This window comes from Pseudoalteromonas sp. Z9A5 (assembly GCF_011378875.1).
Taxonomy (GTDB): domain Bacteria; phylum Pseudomonadota; class Gammaproteobacteria; order Enterobacterales; family Alteromonadaceae; genus Pseudoalteromonas.
The window spans coordinates 21,674-38,460 of the sequence record NZ_WTLC01000016.1 but is presented as its reverse complement, the minus strand read 5'-3'; the positions used below and the strand labels follow the sequence as shown (position 1 = coordinate 38,460).

Genomic DNA, 16,787 nt, shown 5'->3' with positions numbered 1-16,787 from the left:
TAGTTTTCTTAACCCGCCCTATATAAAGCTTTGTTTAGATAACCGATTAGAGCTTCCCACTATGAGAAAACTACAGTAACAATTTCTAAAATGAGATAGATTCTCCACTTTCAGTTAATAAATTTTTTGGGCTTGTTTATAAGTCATATCGCCTTTTTCTACAGCGTCGACAACTTGCAATTTAAAGCCTAATGAATAATCTCGTGTGTTCTTTTAATCGGTGTGTTCTTTTAATCGGTGTATTATTTGACTTGGTCATAATAAGTCCTAAATGTGTAAACACATTTCAGGACGAGACAAGTAACAAAAGCCAAAAAGCCCGCAGAAATGCTGCGGGCTTTTTATTAGATTAAAAATTTAGAAATTAATACGGGTATTAAGTCTCAATGTCCGGCCTGTTTTATATGCGTAAACAGTACGTGATTTAGTTGCATCGCCTTCAAGCGGGCTGCCTTCAGAAAACGTTTGGCCACCAGCATTTAAGAAACGACTGGTAAAGTATTGTCTTACGCCTTCGTCGGTTACATTGGCAACTTGTAGTGATACCGTCATGTAGTTATTTACTTTATAACTTGCAGAAAAGTCGAGCGTTTTACGTCCCTCTTCCCACAGCGATCCGTTTTCCCATGAGCGTTGTACTAGCTGATCGGTTGTCCCTTGGTAAGATAGACGTAATTGATGACCATCTTTTTCCCAAAAACCCGTTACGTTGTAGCTATGCTCTGGCGTATAGGCAACCGCCAATGAAGGAATTTTTACATTATTATCAATCGATGATACTTCTTGATCGTACTTACTGTCTTGATATGTATAGTTAGCCTGCAAGCCAAGGCCGGACCAAATACCCGGTAAGTTATCGTAGGTTTGCATGTATTGAAGCTCTAACCCTTTAATACTTGCCCCTTTACCATTTTTAATTCGGGTGGTGTTAAATTTGGCACACATTTGCTCTAAGTCGCCCGAATACATCCACTCTTTTTGATAATCCTGGCCACCTTGAAAACGCTTAGGCATACATTTTTCTAAGCTATCTTGGCCTGCAATAAGTACTAAATCGTCTGGGTTATAAGATTCGCCCTCTTCGAGTCCCACTCCACGTAGGTCATCCATGTAGGTAACAATCGTTTCAGACTCTTCAAAGTTTGTCATGTCTTTATAAAATAATGATGCTGCTAATAATCCCGAATCGTTGAAATACCATTCATATGATAAATCAAGGTTTATTGATTCAAGTGGATCGAGTTTAGGATTGGTAAGCGTAATTGAGTTGTTACGGTTTTCACCGCCCCATTGTGTTTCTCTTACTTTAAAACCAGGACGTAGTGAATCTATTTGTGGACGAGCCATTGTTTTAGATGCTGCAAAACGAATAATGGTGTCTTCACTTTGCAAGTAGTTAATATTGATACTGGGTAAAAACAAATCGTAGTCGTGCTCACCAGTTACTGCAAACGAGCGTAAGCTTCTGTCTTCTGTTGGTAATAAGTTTCCATTTGCATCAAATTTACGCTCGCCATATATCCAGTTTTTTTCGGTTGATACATCAGAATGGCGCCATAACCACCACTCAGATTCATTTGGATTACCACGTACAGCGTTAGGATCATGACACGCGCCTTGAGCAGGAATAGCCACATCGTCTGATTTATCAATAGTGCCTTTTGTGTCGTAGCCTAGACCATCGGTTCTCGACCAGCGTATTTCTTCGTTGTAATCTGCACCATAAAATTGCGTTGCAGCACACAGTGGTAAGCTAGTATCACGCAACTCTGCTAATTTAAATGGGTCCATTAAACGAGCATTATTTGAAGGGTCAAATGCAAACTGTACACCCGATGCACCTTGCACTTCTACAGTCGTTTTTACATAACGCACACCCACATCACCTGTAACACGTCCATCTGCTAATTCAAAATTTAGCTTGGTGTAAAATGCTAAGTTATCTAGCTCTGTATTGCGAGTGTTTGAATCGTCTGTGGCAAAAGCAACTTCTGGACTCCCTAAAGCTACTTCAAATGCTTTAAAAGCCGAAAATCGATTCCACCCATCGGTTACATTGTCGCGGCCATAACCTAAATCAGCCATAAAATCGTCAACAGGAAACCCTTCACCGTTGGTTATTAAATCACCAGAAATATCTCTTAAACCGCTACCAAGTACTGCAGGTTGGCCTGTTGCAGGGTTTATAACTACAACCCCCTCGCCTACACTATTAAAGGCACCTTGCTGAGCATCTACATATTTTGTACGTTTTGACCATTTTGCACCAAATTCAATTGAGCGTACATAGCTTGTGTCAAGCACGTAATCAAAATCGACAAAGAGCGATTTTTGTTCATCTTCGACTTCGTTGAGGGTTCTGCCCATGTACGATAAATGCTGCGCTTTTAGCTCATCCGGATTAAATCCCGTGGTGCTGTAGTTATCCCATAGATTTGTTGGGTCACCAAAAGTGTCGTTTTCGCCGTAATCAATTAAGCCGGTGCCTGTAACTAATTTACACGGACCGCCTGCTGTACAGTCATAACCAACAGGCTCCATATCCTCTGGTGGCACATTTACTAAGCTCCATGCACTAATATTGGCAAAATTTTGCAGTGCAACGTACACTGAGTTTTCTGGTATTTGCTGCGTTTTAGAGTACCCAACGCCAGCTTCCATCGAAAATGAGTCACTAAAACCGTGATTCATATCAAGTGAGTAAACTTGGTTTTTATTTTCAAATTCACCTTCTGACTGCACTAAACCACCGTTACCAAAGCGGTTGATAAATTTAGTAAATGTATTCGTTTTTAAATCGATTGTACGCCAGCTAGCTTCAGGATCAGTAAATTTAGCTGTCACGCCAGAAAGGCCTGGGTCTTCACCTTCAACTAAGTTTTTAGTTTCCATTGAGCGCGTATTAATACCATGCATTGAGTTATTAACATCTTGTTTTGCAAGGTTTGCGTTAAAGTTAAACTCTGTGTTTTCACTTGCTCGCCACTGCAAACCTAAGTTAATACTGGTGCGGTCATTTTGACTATCAAAAAGCTGATAATTAACTAAACGAGGTGTAATACCTACCGCATTTTCAACAACGTTGCCATTTGTATCTGTTGCTAAAGGCGACTGAACTGCTGTCCACTCTGTAGCAGAGTATTGGTCTTTTCGGTATTCGTTAGTCTCTTTAACTGCAGTAAAAACCACGCCAAAGGTATCGTCAAAAAGCTTTTTCGACATCGTACCCGATATTTTATAATTTTCTTTATCAGATAAATCGTTGTACCTACCTTCTAAAGTCATAGTGGAAATTTCATAATTTAAATCAAGCGGCTTTGTAGTCGAAAGATTGATATTTGCGCCTAGCGAACCCTCTTCATGATCTGCACTCGGTGTTTTTACCACTTCAATTTTAGATAAAATATCGGATGAATACTGCGATAAGTCTACGCCTTGGCTAAAACCTGTAGAACCTAATTGCACACCATTCATGCTAATATTGTTTTGTTGTGAGTTAGCACCACGCACAGATATTCGTGCACCTTCACCATCAACGGATTGTACTGATACACCAGTTACACGCGAAAGCGCATCAGCAATATTTTGATCGGTAGACTTACCTATATCTTCCGCGTTAATCGAATCAACAACGTTTTCAGCAAAACGCTTATCATTAATAGATTTTTTGAGACTGGCGGCTAACCCGCTGACTTCAATTATTTCAATATCGGCTTCTACTTTCGGTTTTTCTTGTGTGCTTTCGTCTTGCTTGGCGTAAACCAATTGTGTTGCAAGTACTGCAGCTGTAATCGCGCTCAACTTGAACGCTTTGTTGATGATTGTCATGTGTGTTCCCTTTCTAAGGTATTATTATGTTGTCAGGTTAATCTTTTGTAAACAATAATATAATAACCAAACAATTGTCAACTGTATTTTGTTAACAATATTTATTTGATTATAAAAAACCAACTTAATGCGTAAGCATTAAATTGCTCTTAAGTAACAGTGTTAAAGTAAATATTTACACAGAGTTTATCGTCAATAGTTCTAGCCTAATCAAAATTCTTTTATATACGGCCAACCAGTAAACTGCTTTTCTGTTGATGGATCTGTATTCCACTCCCAGCACTCTAATTGATAATATTTTTTTGCATGGTTTATTTTAATAATTCCATAACCTTCACTTTTTAAGTTTCTGTCAGCTAAAAACTTACCCCACGTTGTATTTTGTTTAGCAAAAAGTTTATGCGTAACTTTTGGGTTAGCTGCCGCTAGAACTCGCATTTTATTGCCAAACGTGTCGGTAAAATCACCGGTGTTTTTGTCGTTGTTTCGCTGATTTGGTAAAGGTGCGTAGGGTTCAAACCATCGCTGCCAAAATGCTGCGCTAGCTGGGCCTGCAAAAAACAAGCTGCCATCATCAAAAGTATTGATTCCTTGATAGGCAAGCAATCCGAGGTGTTGATCTCCCGCAATTACTAATGCGTTAGCGTCACTTACTAGTTTTACTGCGCGTGTACGCCCATCAGCCGGGTAGCCATTTGCATCGTAATCTATTAATGCTTTGCCATTTTCATCGGTTTGAGGCGACCCCCACATGGAAGCTGTAATACATATTTTAGGTTTACCCGGGTGCATAGTTTGCCAGTCTTTTAAAAAGGCTTCTTGGCGTTTACCTAATAACTCACCCGTTGTGGCAAGCTTATTAGCTTTGTAGTCAGGTGGCGTTTTAAATTTACGATCCTCAACCATCGCAAAACTAATACCGCCATATTCAAATGCAGCATAACTAACCGGAATATCATATTTTATCGGTGTGGGATCGTAAGGGTCCGGATTATGCCCATTTTGCATACGGTAGATCATTCTAACAAGGTCTTTGTCCCACTTATAACCGCCGTCTTCCTCTTTTAGCATATCGGAGTGATCGCCACCATCGCCCCACAAGTTACCTTGCAGCACATCATGGTCATCAACTAAAACAAGTGTAGGCTTATCTTTTATACTATCGGCAAACGCCCAGTACCATAAGTACCATTTATATAAGGTATCTAGTTTGGCATCTTTGGTGTGGCGACCATAGCGAGTCGGGTATGTTTCGTAGTACTGATCGCCACAAAAGACATACATATCAGGGTTATGGTAATTAGCATTTTCTACAAGTTCAGTGTGAGGAAATAAAATATTGTCTTTGGTGTAACGTCCTAAATCGCGCTCGCTACTAATAAGGCGTGTGTAATGTGTGTTGTCTAAGCTTTTAGAAGTAGGAATAATACAAGAGTACAATGCAATCGTGAATTCTTTAGTATTTTGTGGGTCCTTAGCAATAGTGCCAAAGTATAAAGTGTCTTCAGGCTTTTGTGGGTTAACAATTCTGTATTGAGCTTGTTTTAAATAGTTCCAATTACTTAACCTAAACCTTGCTACAAACCCATCTTCAATTTTTGCTGTGCCTGCATGCTGCCAATCCAATTGGTTTTCAAACTTATATTGCAGCTCTACGCGTGAAAATTCTTTAATATTAATAGGCATTAACTGACAAGATAACTTGAGTACCTGTTTATTAACGCTATACATACACCCCATAACCGGGCCTAAGGTATTGGCATTATTTAGAGTTATTTTACCGCCACCGGTTTCAATATCACTAAACCCCCAACGTGCGCCTGCTACAAAAGGCTCTGAGGAGCTTAATAACGAAATCCCCCCTTGCAGTTGATCTGCGGGTACTTTGTGAAGTACTGCAAATCCTAACTCCTGGGCTGTATTTGTGTTACTTGCCACAAGACGAATATCAAAATGGTGTGCATCTATTGGGTCTAAATGGCAATCGAGTGTTATTTTATCGCCGCTTTTATATTGTTGTATATTAAATGGAGTACGATTAATAATAGTAAAATCAAGCGCTTTGCTTTCATCATCAAACTGTCTAAATGATAATTTACCTAAACTGTCAAAGGCGGCAATTATTCCGCCATTTTCGCCACCAGCTCGCTGTGCTAAAGCAGCACCTTTAGCTGATAGCTCACCTTTGCCAATTCCTAATAAAAATCCACAAAAGCCCTCTTCATTCGGTGTTAAATTGCGTACGGTGGCTTTTATACGCCCACTTTGTAATGAGCCATTAAGTTGCCTGGTGAGTAACGATACAGTACGCGCTTCAAAATCTTTTCCTTCTCGGGTACATAAAAGCTCATTACCTATACGCTGCCAATCTTGTAGTCTGTTGCCCCAAAAATGCTTACCAAGCCACACCTGCTTACTAAAATTAGTATTATCTAATGGCGCAGTTGAGGTTAAGTCACCTCGGTATGATGCAAATAATCCGCTGCAACCACTTAACAGGCTTGAACTTAGTAGACCAGCGCTGAGTTTTAAAAAACTTCTCCGTTTCATTTTAATCACCTTTATTATTGTGTGTTAATAAGACGCCTTGTGTAGACAGTGTTTTTACATAAGGGGGTTATGCATTCAGGTAGCCATTAGGGTTATTACTTTGCCAGCGCCATGTGTCTTTCATCATGTCTGCGAGGGTATATTGACATTGCCAGCCTAAAACAGACTGGGCTTTAGATGAATCGGCCCAAAAGGCAGCTAAGTCGCCATCTCGGCGCTTTACAATGTCAAAGTTAATATCAACTCCGGTATACTCAATAAATGCTTTTACTATGCCAAGCACAGAATAAGGAGTACCAGTGCCTAGGTTAAATGCTTCATATAGACTGTGGTGTTGCTCGCCAAGCCATTTAAGGGCTTTAATATGACCATTGGCTAAATCACTAACGTGTATATAGTCACGCTCGCATGTGCCGTCTTCAGTAGGGTAATCGCCTCCATAAATGGCTAATTTGTCACGTTTACCTACAGCAACTTGAGCAATAAAGGGCATTAAATTGTTAGGAATACCTAATGGATCTTCCCCTATTTGGCCGCTAATATCTGCGCCAATAGGATTAAAGTAGCGTAAGCTTGCTACTTGCAAACCAGTATTTGAGGCTACTATTTCTTGTAGTATTTGCTCAATCATTACCTTTGTTTGCCCATACGGGCTTGCTGCACGCCCTAGAGGTAAACTTTCGGTATAAGGCACCGAGGCGCCTTGTCCATAAACTGTAGCTGATGAGCTAAACACGAGTTTATTAACATTATATTTAAGCATGCATTGGCATAAATTTAAGGTAGACACCAGGTTGGTATAATAATACTCAAGTGGTTTTTCTATGGATTCGCCTACCGCTTTTAAACCTGCAAAGTGAATAACTGAATCAAATTTATGCTCGCTAAACGTGGCAGACAACTTATCGTTATCAAGTAAACTGGCGTGAATAAATTCAACTTTTCGCTTTGATAACGCTTCTACGCGAGTTAGCGATTCACGACTCGAGTTACTTAAATCGTCTATTACTACTACGTCAAAACCATCTTTTAATAAGCTTAAAACAGTGTGGCTGCCAATATATCCCGCGCCTCCTGTTACCAGTACTTTTTTCATTAGATTGTCCTTATGCTCTTATAAGTGATACACCAGCTGAAGGTACGCTTGTGTAAATCGTTTCTTTTAATCCTGTTTGTTGCTCGTACTGCGTTTCAATAGCACTAATTACATTCTCTACCAAAAAATTAGGAACAAACGCCACTACACAACCACCAAAGCCACCGCCCGTCATTCTTACGCCGCCGTGTTCATTAATTACTTTTGCGATAATATTCACAAGAGTGTCGATTTGGGAGGTGGTTATTTCGAACAAATCACGCATAGAGGCATGGCTTTGTGCCATTAGTGTGCTTAGTTTGGTTATATCGTTATTAGTAAAAGCTTGCATAGCTTCTAATGTGCGCACATTTTCATACACAATGTGCTCTACTCGCTTGGCTACTTCAACGCTTAATGTATGTTTTTTTGCCTCAAACTCATCAATACTTACATCGCGCAAGCTCGGTTTAGACAAAGCTTCTGCCCCTGCATAACATTGCTCTCGGCGTAAGTTATATTCGCTATCAAGCAAGCCTCGTTTAACGTTTGAGTTAACCATTAAAATAGTCATCTTTGGGTCAATGCTCACTTCAATTAAATCAAGTGAGCGGCAATCTATACCCAATGCTTGTCCCTGCTGACCACACGCCGATATAAGCTGATCCATAATTCCACAGTTGCAGCCCACAAAATTGTTTTCAGCGGCTTGTGCAATTTGAGCTATGTCTTTTCGCTCAATAAACAATTCACATAAATGATTAAATGCATAAGCAATACCTACCTCAAGTGCAGCCGATGAACTAAGACCAGCTCCTTGCGGGACATTACCTGTGATGCATATATCGCAGCCACTGAGTTTATGATTTCGTTTTTGCAGTTCATCAACTACGCCGCGAACATAATTACTCCACGTTTGCGTACTGTGGCTATTAAGCGGTTTATTTACTAAAAAGTTGTCAGTTTGGTTATCGCAATCAAGTGCAAGTACATTTACTACATCGTCTGTTCGAGGGGACACAGCAATGTAAGTAGCGTATTCAATGGCACAAGGCAGTACAAAACCGTCATTGTAATCGGTGTGCTCACCAATTAAATTAACACGCCCTGGGGCTTTGACAACAAAGTCGGCATCGCGTCCAAAGTGGTTTGAAAAAGCTAACCGTGCGCTTTGTTCAACATTCATTTAGTGTTCTCTTTATAATGCGTTAGTGATTGTTTCTTCAAAATAGTGGCAGCTTGCTCGGGTGTAATATCACGCTGTGCTTCGGCCATCATTTCGTATCCAACCATAAATTTTTTAACACTGGCTGATCGTAGTAATGGCGGTAAAAACTGCGCATGTAATTGCCAAAATAAGTGGCTTTGACCATCATAAGGCGCGCCATGCCAGCCCATAGAGTACGGAAATGAACACTGAAATAAGTTATCGTAACGAGTTGTTATATTTTTAATAATTTCAGCTAGACTACTTTGTTGAACGTCTGTCAGCTGTATCATTTGAGTAATCGCAAACCGAGGCAATAGCAGTGTTTCAAATGGCCATGCAGCCCAATAAGGCACAACCACCAGCCAATCATCGTTTACACAAACCACGCGTTCTTGCTTTTCAATTTCACGTTTTGCGTAATCAAGCAGTAAATTACTTTTATACTTTTCGTAATATCGTTTGAGGTTTTCGTGTTTACGCGCAACCAAACTAGGTAATTTATTTTGTGCCCAAATTTGACCATGTGGATGTGGGTTAGAGCACCCCATTACAGCGCCTTTATTTTCAAATACCTGAACCCATTTGTAAGTTTTTGATAACTCTATGCATTGCTCTTGCCATGTGCTTACTACATTTGTAACTTGCGAAACACTAAGCTCTGGTAGTGTTTTTGCATGATTAGGCGAAAAACAAATAACACGCGCAGTGCCACGCTCTGTATGCATACTAAATAGGGGATCGGTTTGCTCCACATCAGGCACACCTTCACGCAAGGCGGCAAAGTCATTAGTAAACACAAAGGTGTTTTTGTAATCTGGATTTACTTCACCGTTAATACGCGTATTGCCTTTACATAAAAAGCAGCTTTCGTCGTATTCTGGTTTAACCTCAATATCTACACTTTCTTCTTGACCTTGCCATGGGCGTTTAGCCCGGTGTGGCGACACCAACACATATTCATTTAATAATGGGTTTAAACGCCGGTGTGGATGCTCTGTCGGGTCAAATTGATTTTGTTGCTCACTCATTCTTTACTTTCCCTAGTTACTGTTTTGAAAGGTACCGGCGTCGAGCACTTGCTTACGAGGAGTAAAACGACAAATATAGTTCCAGTTCCAACTGGCATCGTATTTATGGCACAACCCCCAGCTAATTCCAGGTGCTGGATTTTGCTCAAACCCTTGCGCTGGTCGATATAAGCCTATCGCTTCTGGACCGCCTTTTATATGCGCCATAATTTCAAAATTAATACCGTCCTGAGCAAATTGAATGGTGTTTTTTTCAGGGCCATCGGTTGTTAGCAAACTAGCAATACCCCCTTTATAATTCCAAACAACGACCTCATGACCGCTATTTGAAATAGGGTTATAAGGCGATTTAACATAAGGACCTAATACATCATCAGCAATAGCAACACCGTGTTTTATTTCACGACCACCAAAGTTCATTCCTTCACCTTGGGTTTCGCCTTTGTAGTACAAGTAAAATTTATTATTAAAAAATACTAAACATGGGTCGTGTACTTTATGACTATCAAAACTACCTTTAGCTGTTACTGCAAAACGACTGTCTTCATCACCAAGCCATTTACCATCTTTGCTTGGGCTTACAATCGGTTTTGGTGATTTTATCCACGGCCCAAATGCAGATTCAGAGTGAGCTATTGCAATATGTTCGTACTGACGATTTGTATAAGGTGTTTGTACTGTTTGATAAACCAAATAATAATGACCTTGGTGTTCAAACACTTCAGGCGTAAAAATTGCTCTGTCGTCGTAATCACCTGGTTTACCTGGGCTTACAGCTAAGCCTTGTTCTTGCCATGTAATACTGTCTTTTGAGGTGGCATGCCAAACTTGCGTTAAATCCCATGGAAATACTTTGTCATTCGGATTAGTAGAGTTAAAACCAACCGTTTCCCCCTCACCTTTGGTGTACCAACAATGGTAAACACCATCAATGTATAAAACAGATGAAGGATCGCGACGTATAACCCCTTCTTCATAGGCAAAATCACCCAGCAACGGTTCTATATCAAATTCTGTAAGCCACTGCGGGCCATATTTATCGTAGCCACGCTCTATTGCACGCTTACTTGCTAAACTTAATTTTTTATCAGACATGTTAATTCCTTACTTACCTAGGCTTATATTTAGCGACTGGTATACGTCAAGAGGTAAAATCGCGCCTTGATGCTGCACAACTTGTGAGGCAACACTGTCAGCCATTTCTAATGCATTTTGAGGGTTTTGTGCGCACATTCTGGCGGCTAAGTAGGTTCCGGCAAATGAGTCACCTGCCGCTGTACTATCAACTTGCTTTGCAGCGGGTGTAAACGGACATGACGCTTTAAGATCATCTTTGCAATAAACCTGCATCCCGGCACTACCAGCTTTAATAACAATTTCGTCGATATCAAATTGTGTACAGTACTGAACAATCTCTTCAATGCTTGAATGACCGAATAACACACGGTGATCATCAAGACCTGGTAAAACTACATTACTAAGCGCATAAGCACGCTCTAGCCATTCAATAGCGTGGCTTTTTGATTGCCACATACGCGCGCGATAATTAGGGTCGAACGCAATTGTGCAGCCTTGTTTTTTAAGAGCAGCTAATAATGTGAGTAAACCTTGTTTAGATTCATCATCTAAAATACCTAAACTAATGCCACTGAAAAACACCCAGTCTGATTCTTTCAAACCTAAATTAAATGGCTTTTGAGTATATAAACTCATCATATGCTTCGCTGCTGATTGATTACGCCAATAATCAAAGCTTCGCTCACCATCAGCATCCGTTGAAATAGCGTAAATACCCACGTTATAGTCTGCTGTTGTAATCACGTTTTGTGTATTAATACCTTCTTGTTGCCAACATTTGAGCATATTGGCACTCAGTACGTCGCTACCTACAGCTGTAAATAGCGCGCAATTTAGTGTGTTAGCAAAACGCTTTGCATACACAAGAGCATTGTAAGTATCGCCCGCAAATGACTGCTTGCATTCGCTAATACCTGTTGGTACTAGCTCAACCATACATTCGCCAATAGCGAGTAAAGTACTCACACACCCTCCTGTACTTTTTTAGTGTGTAGGCCTTCTAGGTAGACTTCAATTTCTTCTATCGATTTATTTTTAGTCTCTGGCATAAACTTAAATAACAATGCAAAGCCGGCTACACCCGATACGGTATAAAGTAAAAAGATGTTTGCAGCGCCTAAATTACTTAGCTGCCATGGGAAAAACTGCTGAACAAAATAGCTAATTACACTGGCTATAAATGCAAAGGTAGGAATGGCCACACCTCGAATACGAGTCGGGAATATTTCAGAAAATATTACCCACATAATTGGCCCAATCGAAAAGTGAAAGGCTGCAATAAAGCCCGCTATACCAAATGATATAAGTGGCGCGTTTATAGTTGCTGCGCGTGAAATTAAATCGCTTTCAAATAATTGCTGTTGCGAAGCTGTAAGTACGCTCGCTAAAGCCTGCTTAAATTCAATATCACTGTGATACACGGTACCAATTATGTGCTCCAGTCCTGTAATAGAGTTTAACGCTGAAAACGAGGTTATATCTTCAGCCGACAAACTATATTCTGCCTGGCTAAAGCCTAAATAACACATAAACAAACTAATTGTTGCAGCTGCTAATCCCCAAATAACAAGGGGTCTGCGCCCTAACTTATCTATCAAAGCAATAGCTACCACAGTAAATACAATACTGACTAAACCAATTAAAACAGCGTTAAAAAAAGCAGCATCAGTGCCGACTCCCAGTTGTTCAAACACCGTTGGAGCATAAAACATTATGGCGTTAATCCCCGTCACTTGCTGCACAATAGCAATAGTAAAAGCAATAATGACAGCTGTGCGAACACGACTTTCGAGTAGTTGTTTAAATGAAGAAAAATACCCACCTGTTTCGCTGTAATCAACCAAGCTCTCTTTAATACTCTTAAGTTGCTCTTGGGCCAATTCAGTATTTTTATTTAAACGATGCAAGATAGTTATAGCGCGTGTTTCGTTGCCTTTCATAACTAACCAACGCGGGCTTTGGGGAATAGTAAATAATAATAAAAACCATAAAATAGCAGGAATAATCTCAACGCCTAGCATCCAGCGCCATAAATTATCTTGTACATTCCACTGTGTTACCCACTCAAAATTACTGTGAGCTAAATCAACAAGTAAGTAGTTAGCAAAATACGCTGCGGATAATCCAACAACAATATTTATTTGAATCATAGACACTAATTTACCACGGTACTTAGACGGTGCAACTTCACCTATATACATAGCAGCGACCGATAAAGACGTGAATGCTAATCCACCTATAAAACGAGCAGTAACTAATAGCTCGTAACTTGGCGCGAAAACCGATGCAATTGCCGACAGTATGTATATAAACGCAATGCCTATTAAGGTATTTTTTCGGCCAAACATATTGCATATGTAACCGGTAATGACTAAAGCAAATAGCACACCAAAACCAGGCGCACTTACTACAGTGCCTATTTGGATGTCAGATAAATTAAATTCTGCAGATACAAAACGAACCGTACCTGAAATAAGAGCAGCGTCTAATCCAAAAATAAAGCCACCAAAGGCGACGATAAATGCAAAGAAAAACACATTACGTTTGCTACCATTCATACTTCTATCCAACTTTGTTGTTATCATTGTGTGTTGCTTTATATAGAGAATAAAGCGAGTGCTAGTGTCAAAACCCAACATTGTTAACAATTAACCATGAGTAATGACTTCGAGACTATTTCAAAATTAACGCACTTGCAACATCTATTTTAAGAAATCATGCTTTAACTTAAACTCTTTTACAATTAACATTAAAAATTAGTTAAACAAAATCAAAAGTTTATTATAAATAACACATAAAAACAAAAATTGCATATTGTCAACAATATTCAATTTGGTTTTTTTGTTGTATGGTATGTTAAATTGTAATTAAAGGTTGAACAGCAATGAAATATAAAAAGAACATACTACTCACATCGCTCTTACTTGCGCTAAGTGCCTGTAACCAACAAGAAATCAAGGTTGAAAAACCAACCAATGAGCCTACAGAGGTTAATTCAGCAGATACATTAATGTATTTATTTGCTGATGCTGCACACACACAGCTAACCCCAGTTCAATACAAAAGTAATGCAGCCACTGTAAAGGCAGAAAACTCTGTATTAGATGTGACATTTCAATCTAAGAAAAATTCGTACGCTAGTATTGTTTTTTCACCGGAAAAACCTTGGGATTGGAGTGAATTTAGTGATTTTAATCTTGCCTTTGAATTGGCAAACCCAGGAACACACTCTGTACAAATCTATTTAGATATCTCCGATATTGACGGTGCTAACTATACGCGTAGCGTTAATGTACCGGTAGGTGGATACAACACGTATTACGCAAAGCTTGATGGGCATGACCTTGCAACCCCTGATGGCGAGGAAAATGTAGAACTAAACTTTACCTCAGGACTTCGTTCAAACCCCGATACGTGGGAGTCTGATGAGGTACAGTTTATTTCTATGTGGGGTAAAAAAAATCTTAATTTAAAAGGTATAAATAAAATATCCATTAGCGTGCAAAGTACATTGCATGACAAAGAGCTGGCAATAAAATCTATTTCACTTCGTAAAAACCCTCAATTTAATACTGCTTTTTTAACCAAAATTGTTGATGAATTTGGCCAAAATGCCAAACAAGAATTTTCAGGGAAGGTACATTCAGAAGCCGAGCTATTGAGCGACAAAAAACAAGAAGCAGCACAGTTACTTTCTAAACGCCCTACTAATCGCTCACGCTTTGGTGGCTGGGCAGAAGGTCCAAAATTAGAAGCTACTGGTTATTTTAGAACGGCTAAATATAATGATAAATGGTCATTAGTCGACCCTGATGGCTATTTATACCTTGCAACTGGAATTGATATTATTCGTCTTGCAAACTCAACAACACTAACTGGTTACGATTTTGATCAAGCGTTGTTGGCTAAACCAGCTAATGCAGGTGTAACACCTGAGGATTCAAAAGGGTTAAACCAAGTAAATAAAGAAGCGCTAAAAAGCCGATTTGTAGCGTCACAAGTGCGTAAAAATTTATTTGAATGGCTACCTGATTATAATGAGCCTCTAGGTAAACATTTTGGCTATCGTAAAAGTGCGCATTCGGGTCCGTTAGAACACGGCGAAACATATAGCTTTTACGCAGCTAATTTAGAACGTAAGTACGGACAAAATAATACAGATTACATGCAAAAATGGCGAGAAGTGACTCTTGATAGAATGATCACATGGGGCTTTAGCTCACTGGGTAATTGGACTGATCCAAGCTACTACGATAATCAAAAAGTGCCCTACTTTGCCAATGGTTGGATTATAGGTGATTTTAAAACCGTATCAAGCGGAAGCGATTTTTGGGGAGCCATGCCGGATGTATTCGACCCTGAATTTACAGTGCGTGCTAACGAAACCGTTAGTGTTGTTGCAAAAGAAGTTAAAAATTCGCCTTGGGCAGTAGGCGTATTTATTGATAACGAAAAAAGCTTTGGCCGCCCTGATTCCGTTAAAAGCCATTATGGTATTGTTATTAATACCTTAGGCCGTGATGCTAAAACAGTGCCTACTAAAGCTGAATTTTCTCGTTTAATGAAAGAAAAATATACCGATGTCGCTAAGCTTAACAAAGTATGGCACTTAAACCTTGCCTCATGGGTTGAGTTTGACAAAGGTGTAACGGTTGATATTAAAAACGAAGAACAACTGAGTGATTTTGCTATTTTACTTACAGCCTATGCCGACAAGTATTTTAGTGTTGTAGATGCTGCTATGGATAAATACCTGCCAAATCATATGTATTTAGGTGCACGTTTTCCGGATTGGGGCATGCCAATCGAAGTGGTTAAAGCATCTGCTAAGTATGTAGATGTAATAAGCTTTAATGCATACAAAGAAGGCTTAAGAGAAGATAAATGGGCATTTTTATCACAATTTGATAAACCAGCAATTATTGGCGAATTTCATATTGGCGCATCTGACTCGGGTTTGTTTCACCCTGGGTTAATACATGCAGCTAACCAGCAAGACAGAGCAAAAATGTATACCGATTATATGAACTCAGTGGTCGACAACCCCTACTTTATAGGTGCTCATTGGTTTCAGTATATAGATTCTCCGATTACAGGCAGAGCTTACGATGGCGAAAATTATAATGTAGGCTTTATAAGTGTCACTGATAGACCCTACATTGAAATGATTGAAGCCGCTAAAGCGATGAATGAGTCTATGTATGAGCGACGATTTAAAAAATAATTGCACATTCATCATTTAATTGTATATTTATTGGTCTGTTGTAATGTGTTAACAATAGACCATTCCTTTTTTTTTATATACACTGAGATAAGTACATGATCTTAACTCGAATAACGACTATTTATTAACCGTAGCTAAGGTCACATAAAGTAAATTAAATCTAGGAATAAATATGGCTGGTAACAGAGCAACAAAAATTTTGTCTGTAAAAGATCAAATCGCTGAACAATTACGTTCAGATATAATCTCTGGTGAAATGCCACCACAAACTAAGTTAAATGAAAAAGAGCTGGCAGAGCGCTTTGGTCTCTCCAGAGGTCCAATTCGAGATGTGATTTTGCAATTAACAAAAGAAGGTCTGTTGATTTCGCGAAACAATTGTGGCGCATCAGTCAACAGCGTACTAGAGCCTAAGCTACAGCGTTTAATGATTAAACTTCGTCGCAGCATAGAAGAGTACGCAATCACAGAGTTAAACGGTAATTTAACTGAGCAAAACATTGCTGAACTTGAAGGTATCTTAGCATCTCTAGAAGACGCACTCGATCGCGAAGATTATACCGAAGTAACTAAAATCGATATTTCGTTTCATCAGTATTTAATATACCAAGCTGGGGGCGAAGAGCTGGTAAATATTTGGTATCCGTATGTCATGCGTATGCGTTTAAACTACAAACGTATTACCTCAAGCTCTGAGTGTGTTAATGAGCATCGCGCTATTTTAGAAGCACTTAAAGCTCAAGATAGCGCCGCAGCAGTTAAGGCTGTAAAACATAATATCAAGTAACTACTTTC

Annotated in this window: 10 protein-coding genes; 2 read left to right on the top strand and 8 right to left on the bottom strand. The window is 39.5% G+C overall.

Annotation, left to right across the window (positions count from 1 at the left end):
- Nucleotides 1–357: 357 nt before the first annotated feature.
- The 8 genes from GQR56_RS09900 to GQR56_RS09865 form a co-directional block, all read right to left on the bottom strand.
- On the bottom strand, nt 358–3,828 hold the full coding sequence (locus GQR56_RS09900) for a TonB-dependent receptor (RefSeq protein WP_165741745.1): 3,471 nt from the start codon (nt 3,826–3,828) through the stop codon (nt 358–360).
- 210 nt (nt 3,829–4,038) lie between these two features.
- A complete protein-coding gene (locus tag GQR56_RS09895; RefSeq protein ID WP_166110883.1) occupies nt 4,039–6,378 on the bottom strand; it encodes an alkaline phosphatase D family protein in 2,340 nt (779 codons plus the stop codon).
- Nucleotides 6,379–6,445: 67 nt separating this feature from the next.
- The gene (galE, locus tag GQR56_RS09890; RefSeq protein ID WP_166110879.1) at nt 6,446–7,474 is read right to left on the bottom strand and encodes a UDP-glucose 4-epimerase GalE; all 1,029 of its coding nucleotides are present in this window, start codon (nt 7,472–7,474) and stop codon (nt 6,446–6,448) included.
- Nucleotides 7,475–7,484: 10 nt separating this feature from the next.
- The gene (gene galK, locus GQR56_RS09885) at nt 7,485–8,639 is read right to left on the bottom strand and encodes a galactokinase (protein WP_166110876.1); all 1,155 of its coding nucleotides are present in this window, start codon (nt 8,637–8,639) and stop codon (nt 7,485–7,487) included.
- A complete protein-coding gene (locus GQR56_RS09880) occupies nt 8,636–9,691 on the bottom strand; it encodes a UDP-glucose--hexose-1-phosphate uridylyltransferase (protein WP_166110873.1) in 1,056 nt (351 codons plus the stop codon). Before GQR56_RS09880 ends, galK begins: the two co-directional genes overlap by 4 nt.
- A gap of 12 nt (nt 9,692–9,703) precedes the next feature.
- A complete protein-coding gene (locus GQR56_RS09875) occupies nt 9,704–10,786 on the bottom strand; it encodes a glycosyl hydrolase (RefSeq protein ID WP_165727475.1) in 1,083 nt (360 codons plus the stop codon).
- Nucleotides 10,787–10,795: 9 nt separating this feature from the next.
- Nucleotides 10,796–11,734: a sugar kinase gene (locus tag GQR56_RS09870; protein ID WP_165727474.1), complete on the bottom strand. Its 939-nt coding sequence runs from the start codon at nt 11,732–11,734 to the stop codon at nt 10,796–10,798.
- Entirely contained in the window at nt 11,731–13,326 is a 1,596-nt protein-coding gene (locus GQR56_RS09865; protein WP_165727473.1) for an MFS transporter, read from the bottom strand. Before GQR56_RS09865 ends, GQR56_RS09870 begins: the two co-directional genes overlap by 4 nt.
- Nucleotides 13,327–13,652: 326 nt before the next feature.
- Here GQR56_RS09865 and GQR56_RS09860 point away from each other — a divergent pair, with 326 nt between their 5' ends.
- Both GQR56_RS09860 and GQR56_RS09855 read left to right on the top strand, forming a co-directional pair.
- Nucleotides 13,653–15,992 (top strand): agarase, encoded by a 2,340-nt coding sequence (locus tag GQR56_RS09860; RefSeq protein WP_166110870.1) that lies wholly within the window; start codon nt 13,653–13,655, stop codon nt 15,990–15,992.
- A gap of 172 nt (nt 15,993–16,164) precedes the next feature.
- The gene (locus GQR56_RS09855) at nt 16,165–16,779 is read left to right on the top strand and encodes a GntR family transcriptional regulator (RefSeq protein WP_007586156.1); all 615 of its coding nucleotides are present in this window, start codon (nt 16,165–16,167) and stop codon (nt 16,777–16,779) included.
- The last annotated feature ends 8 nt before the right edge of the window (nt 16,780–16,787 follow it).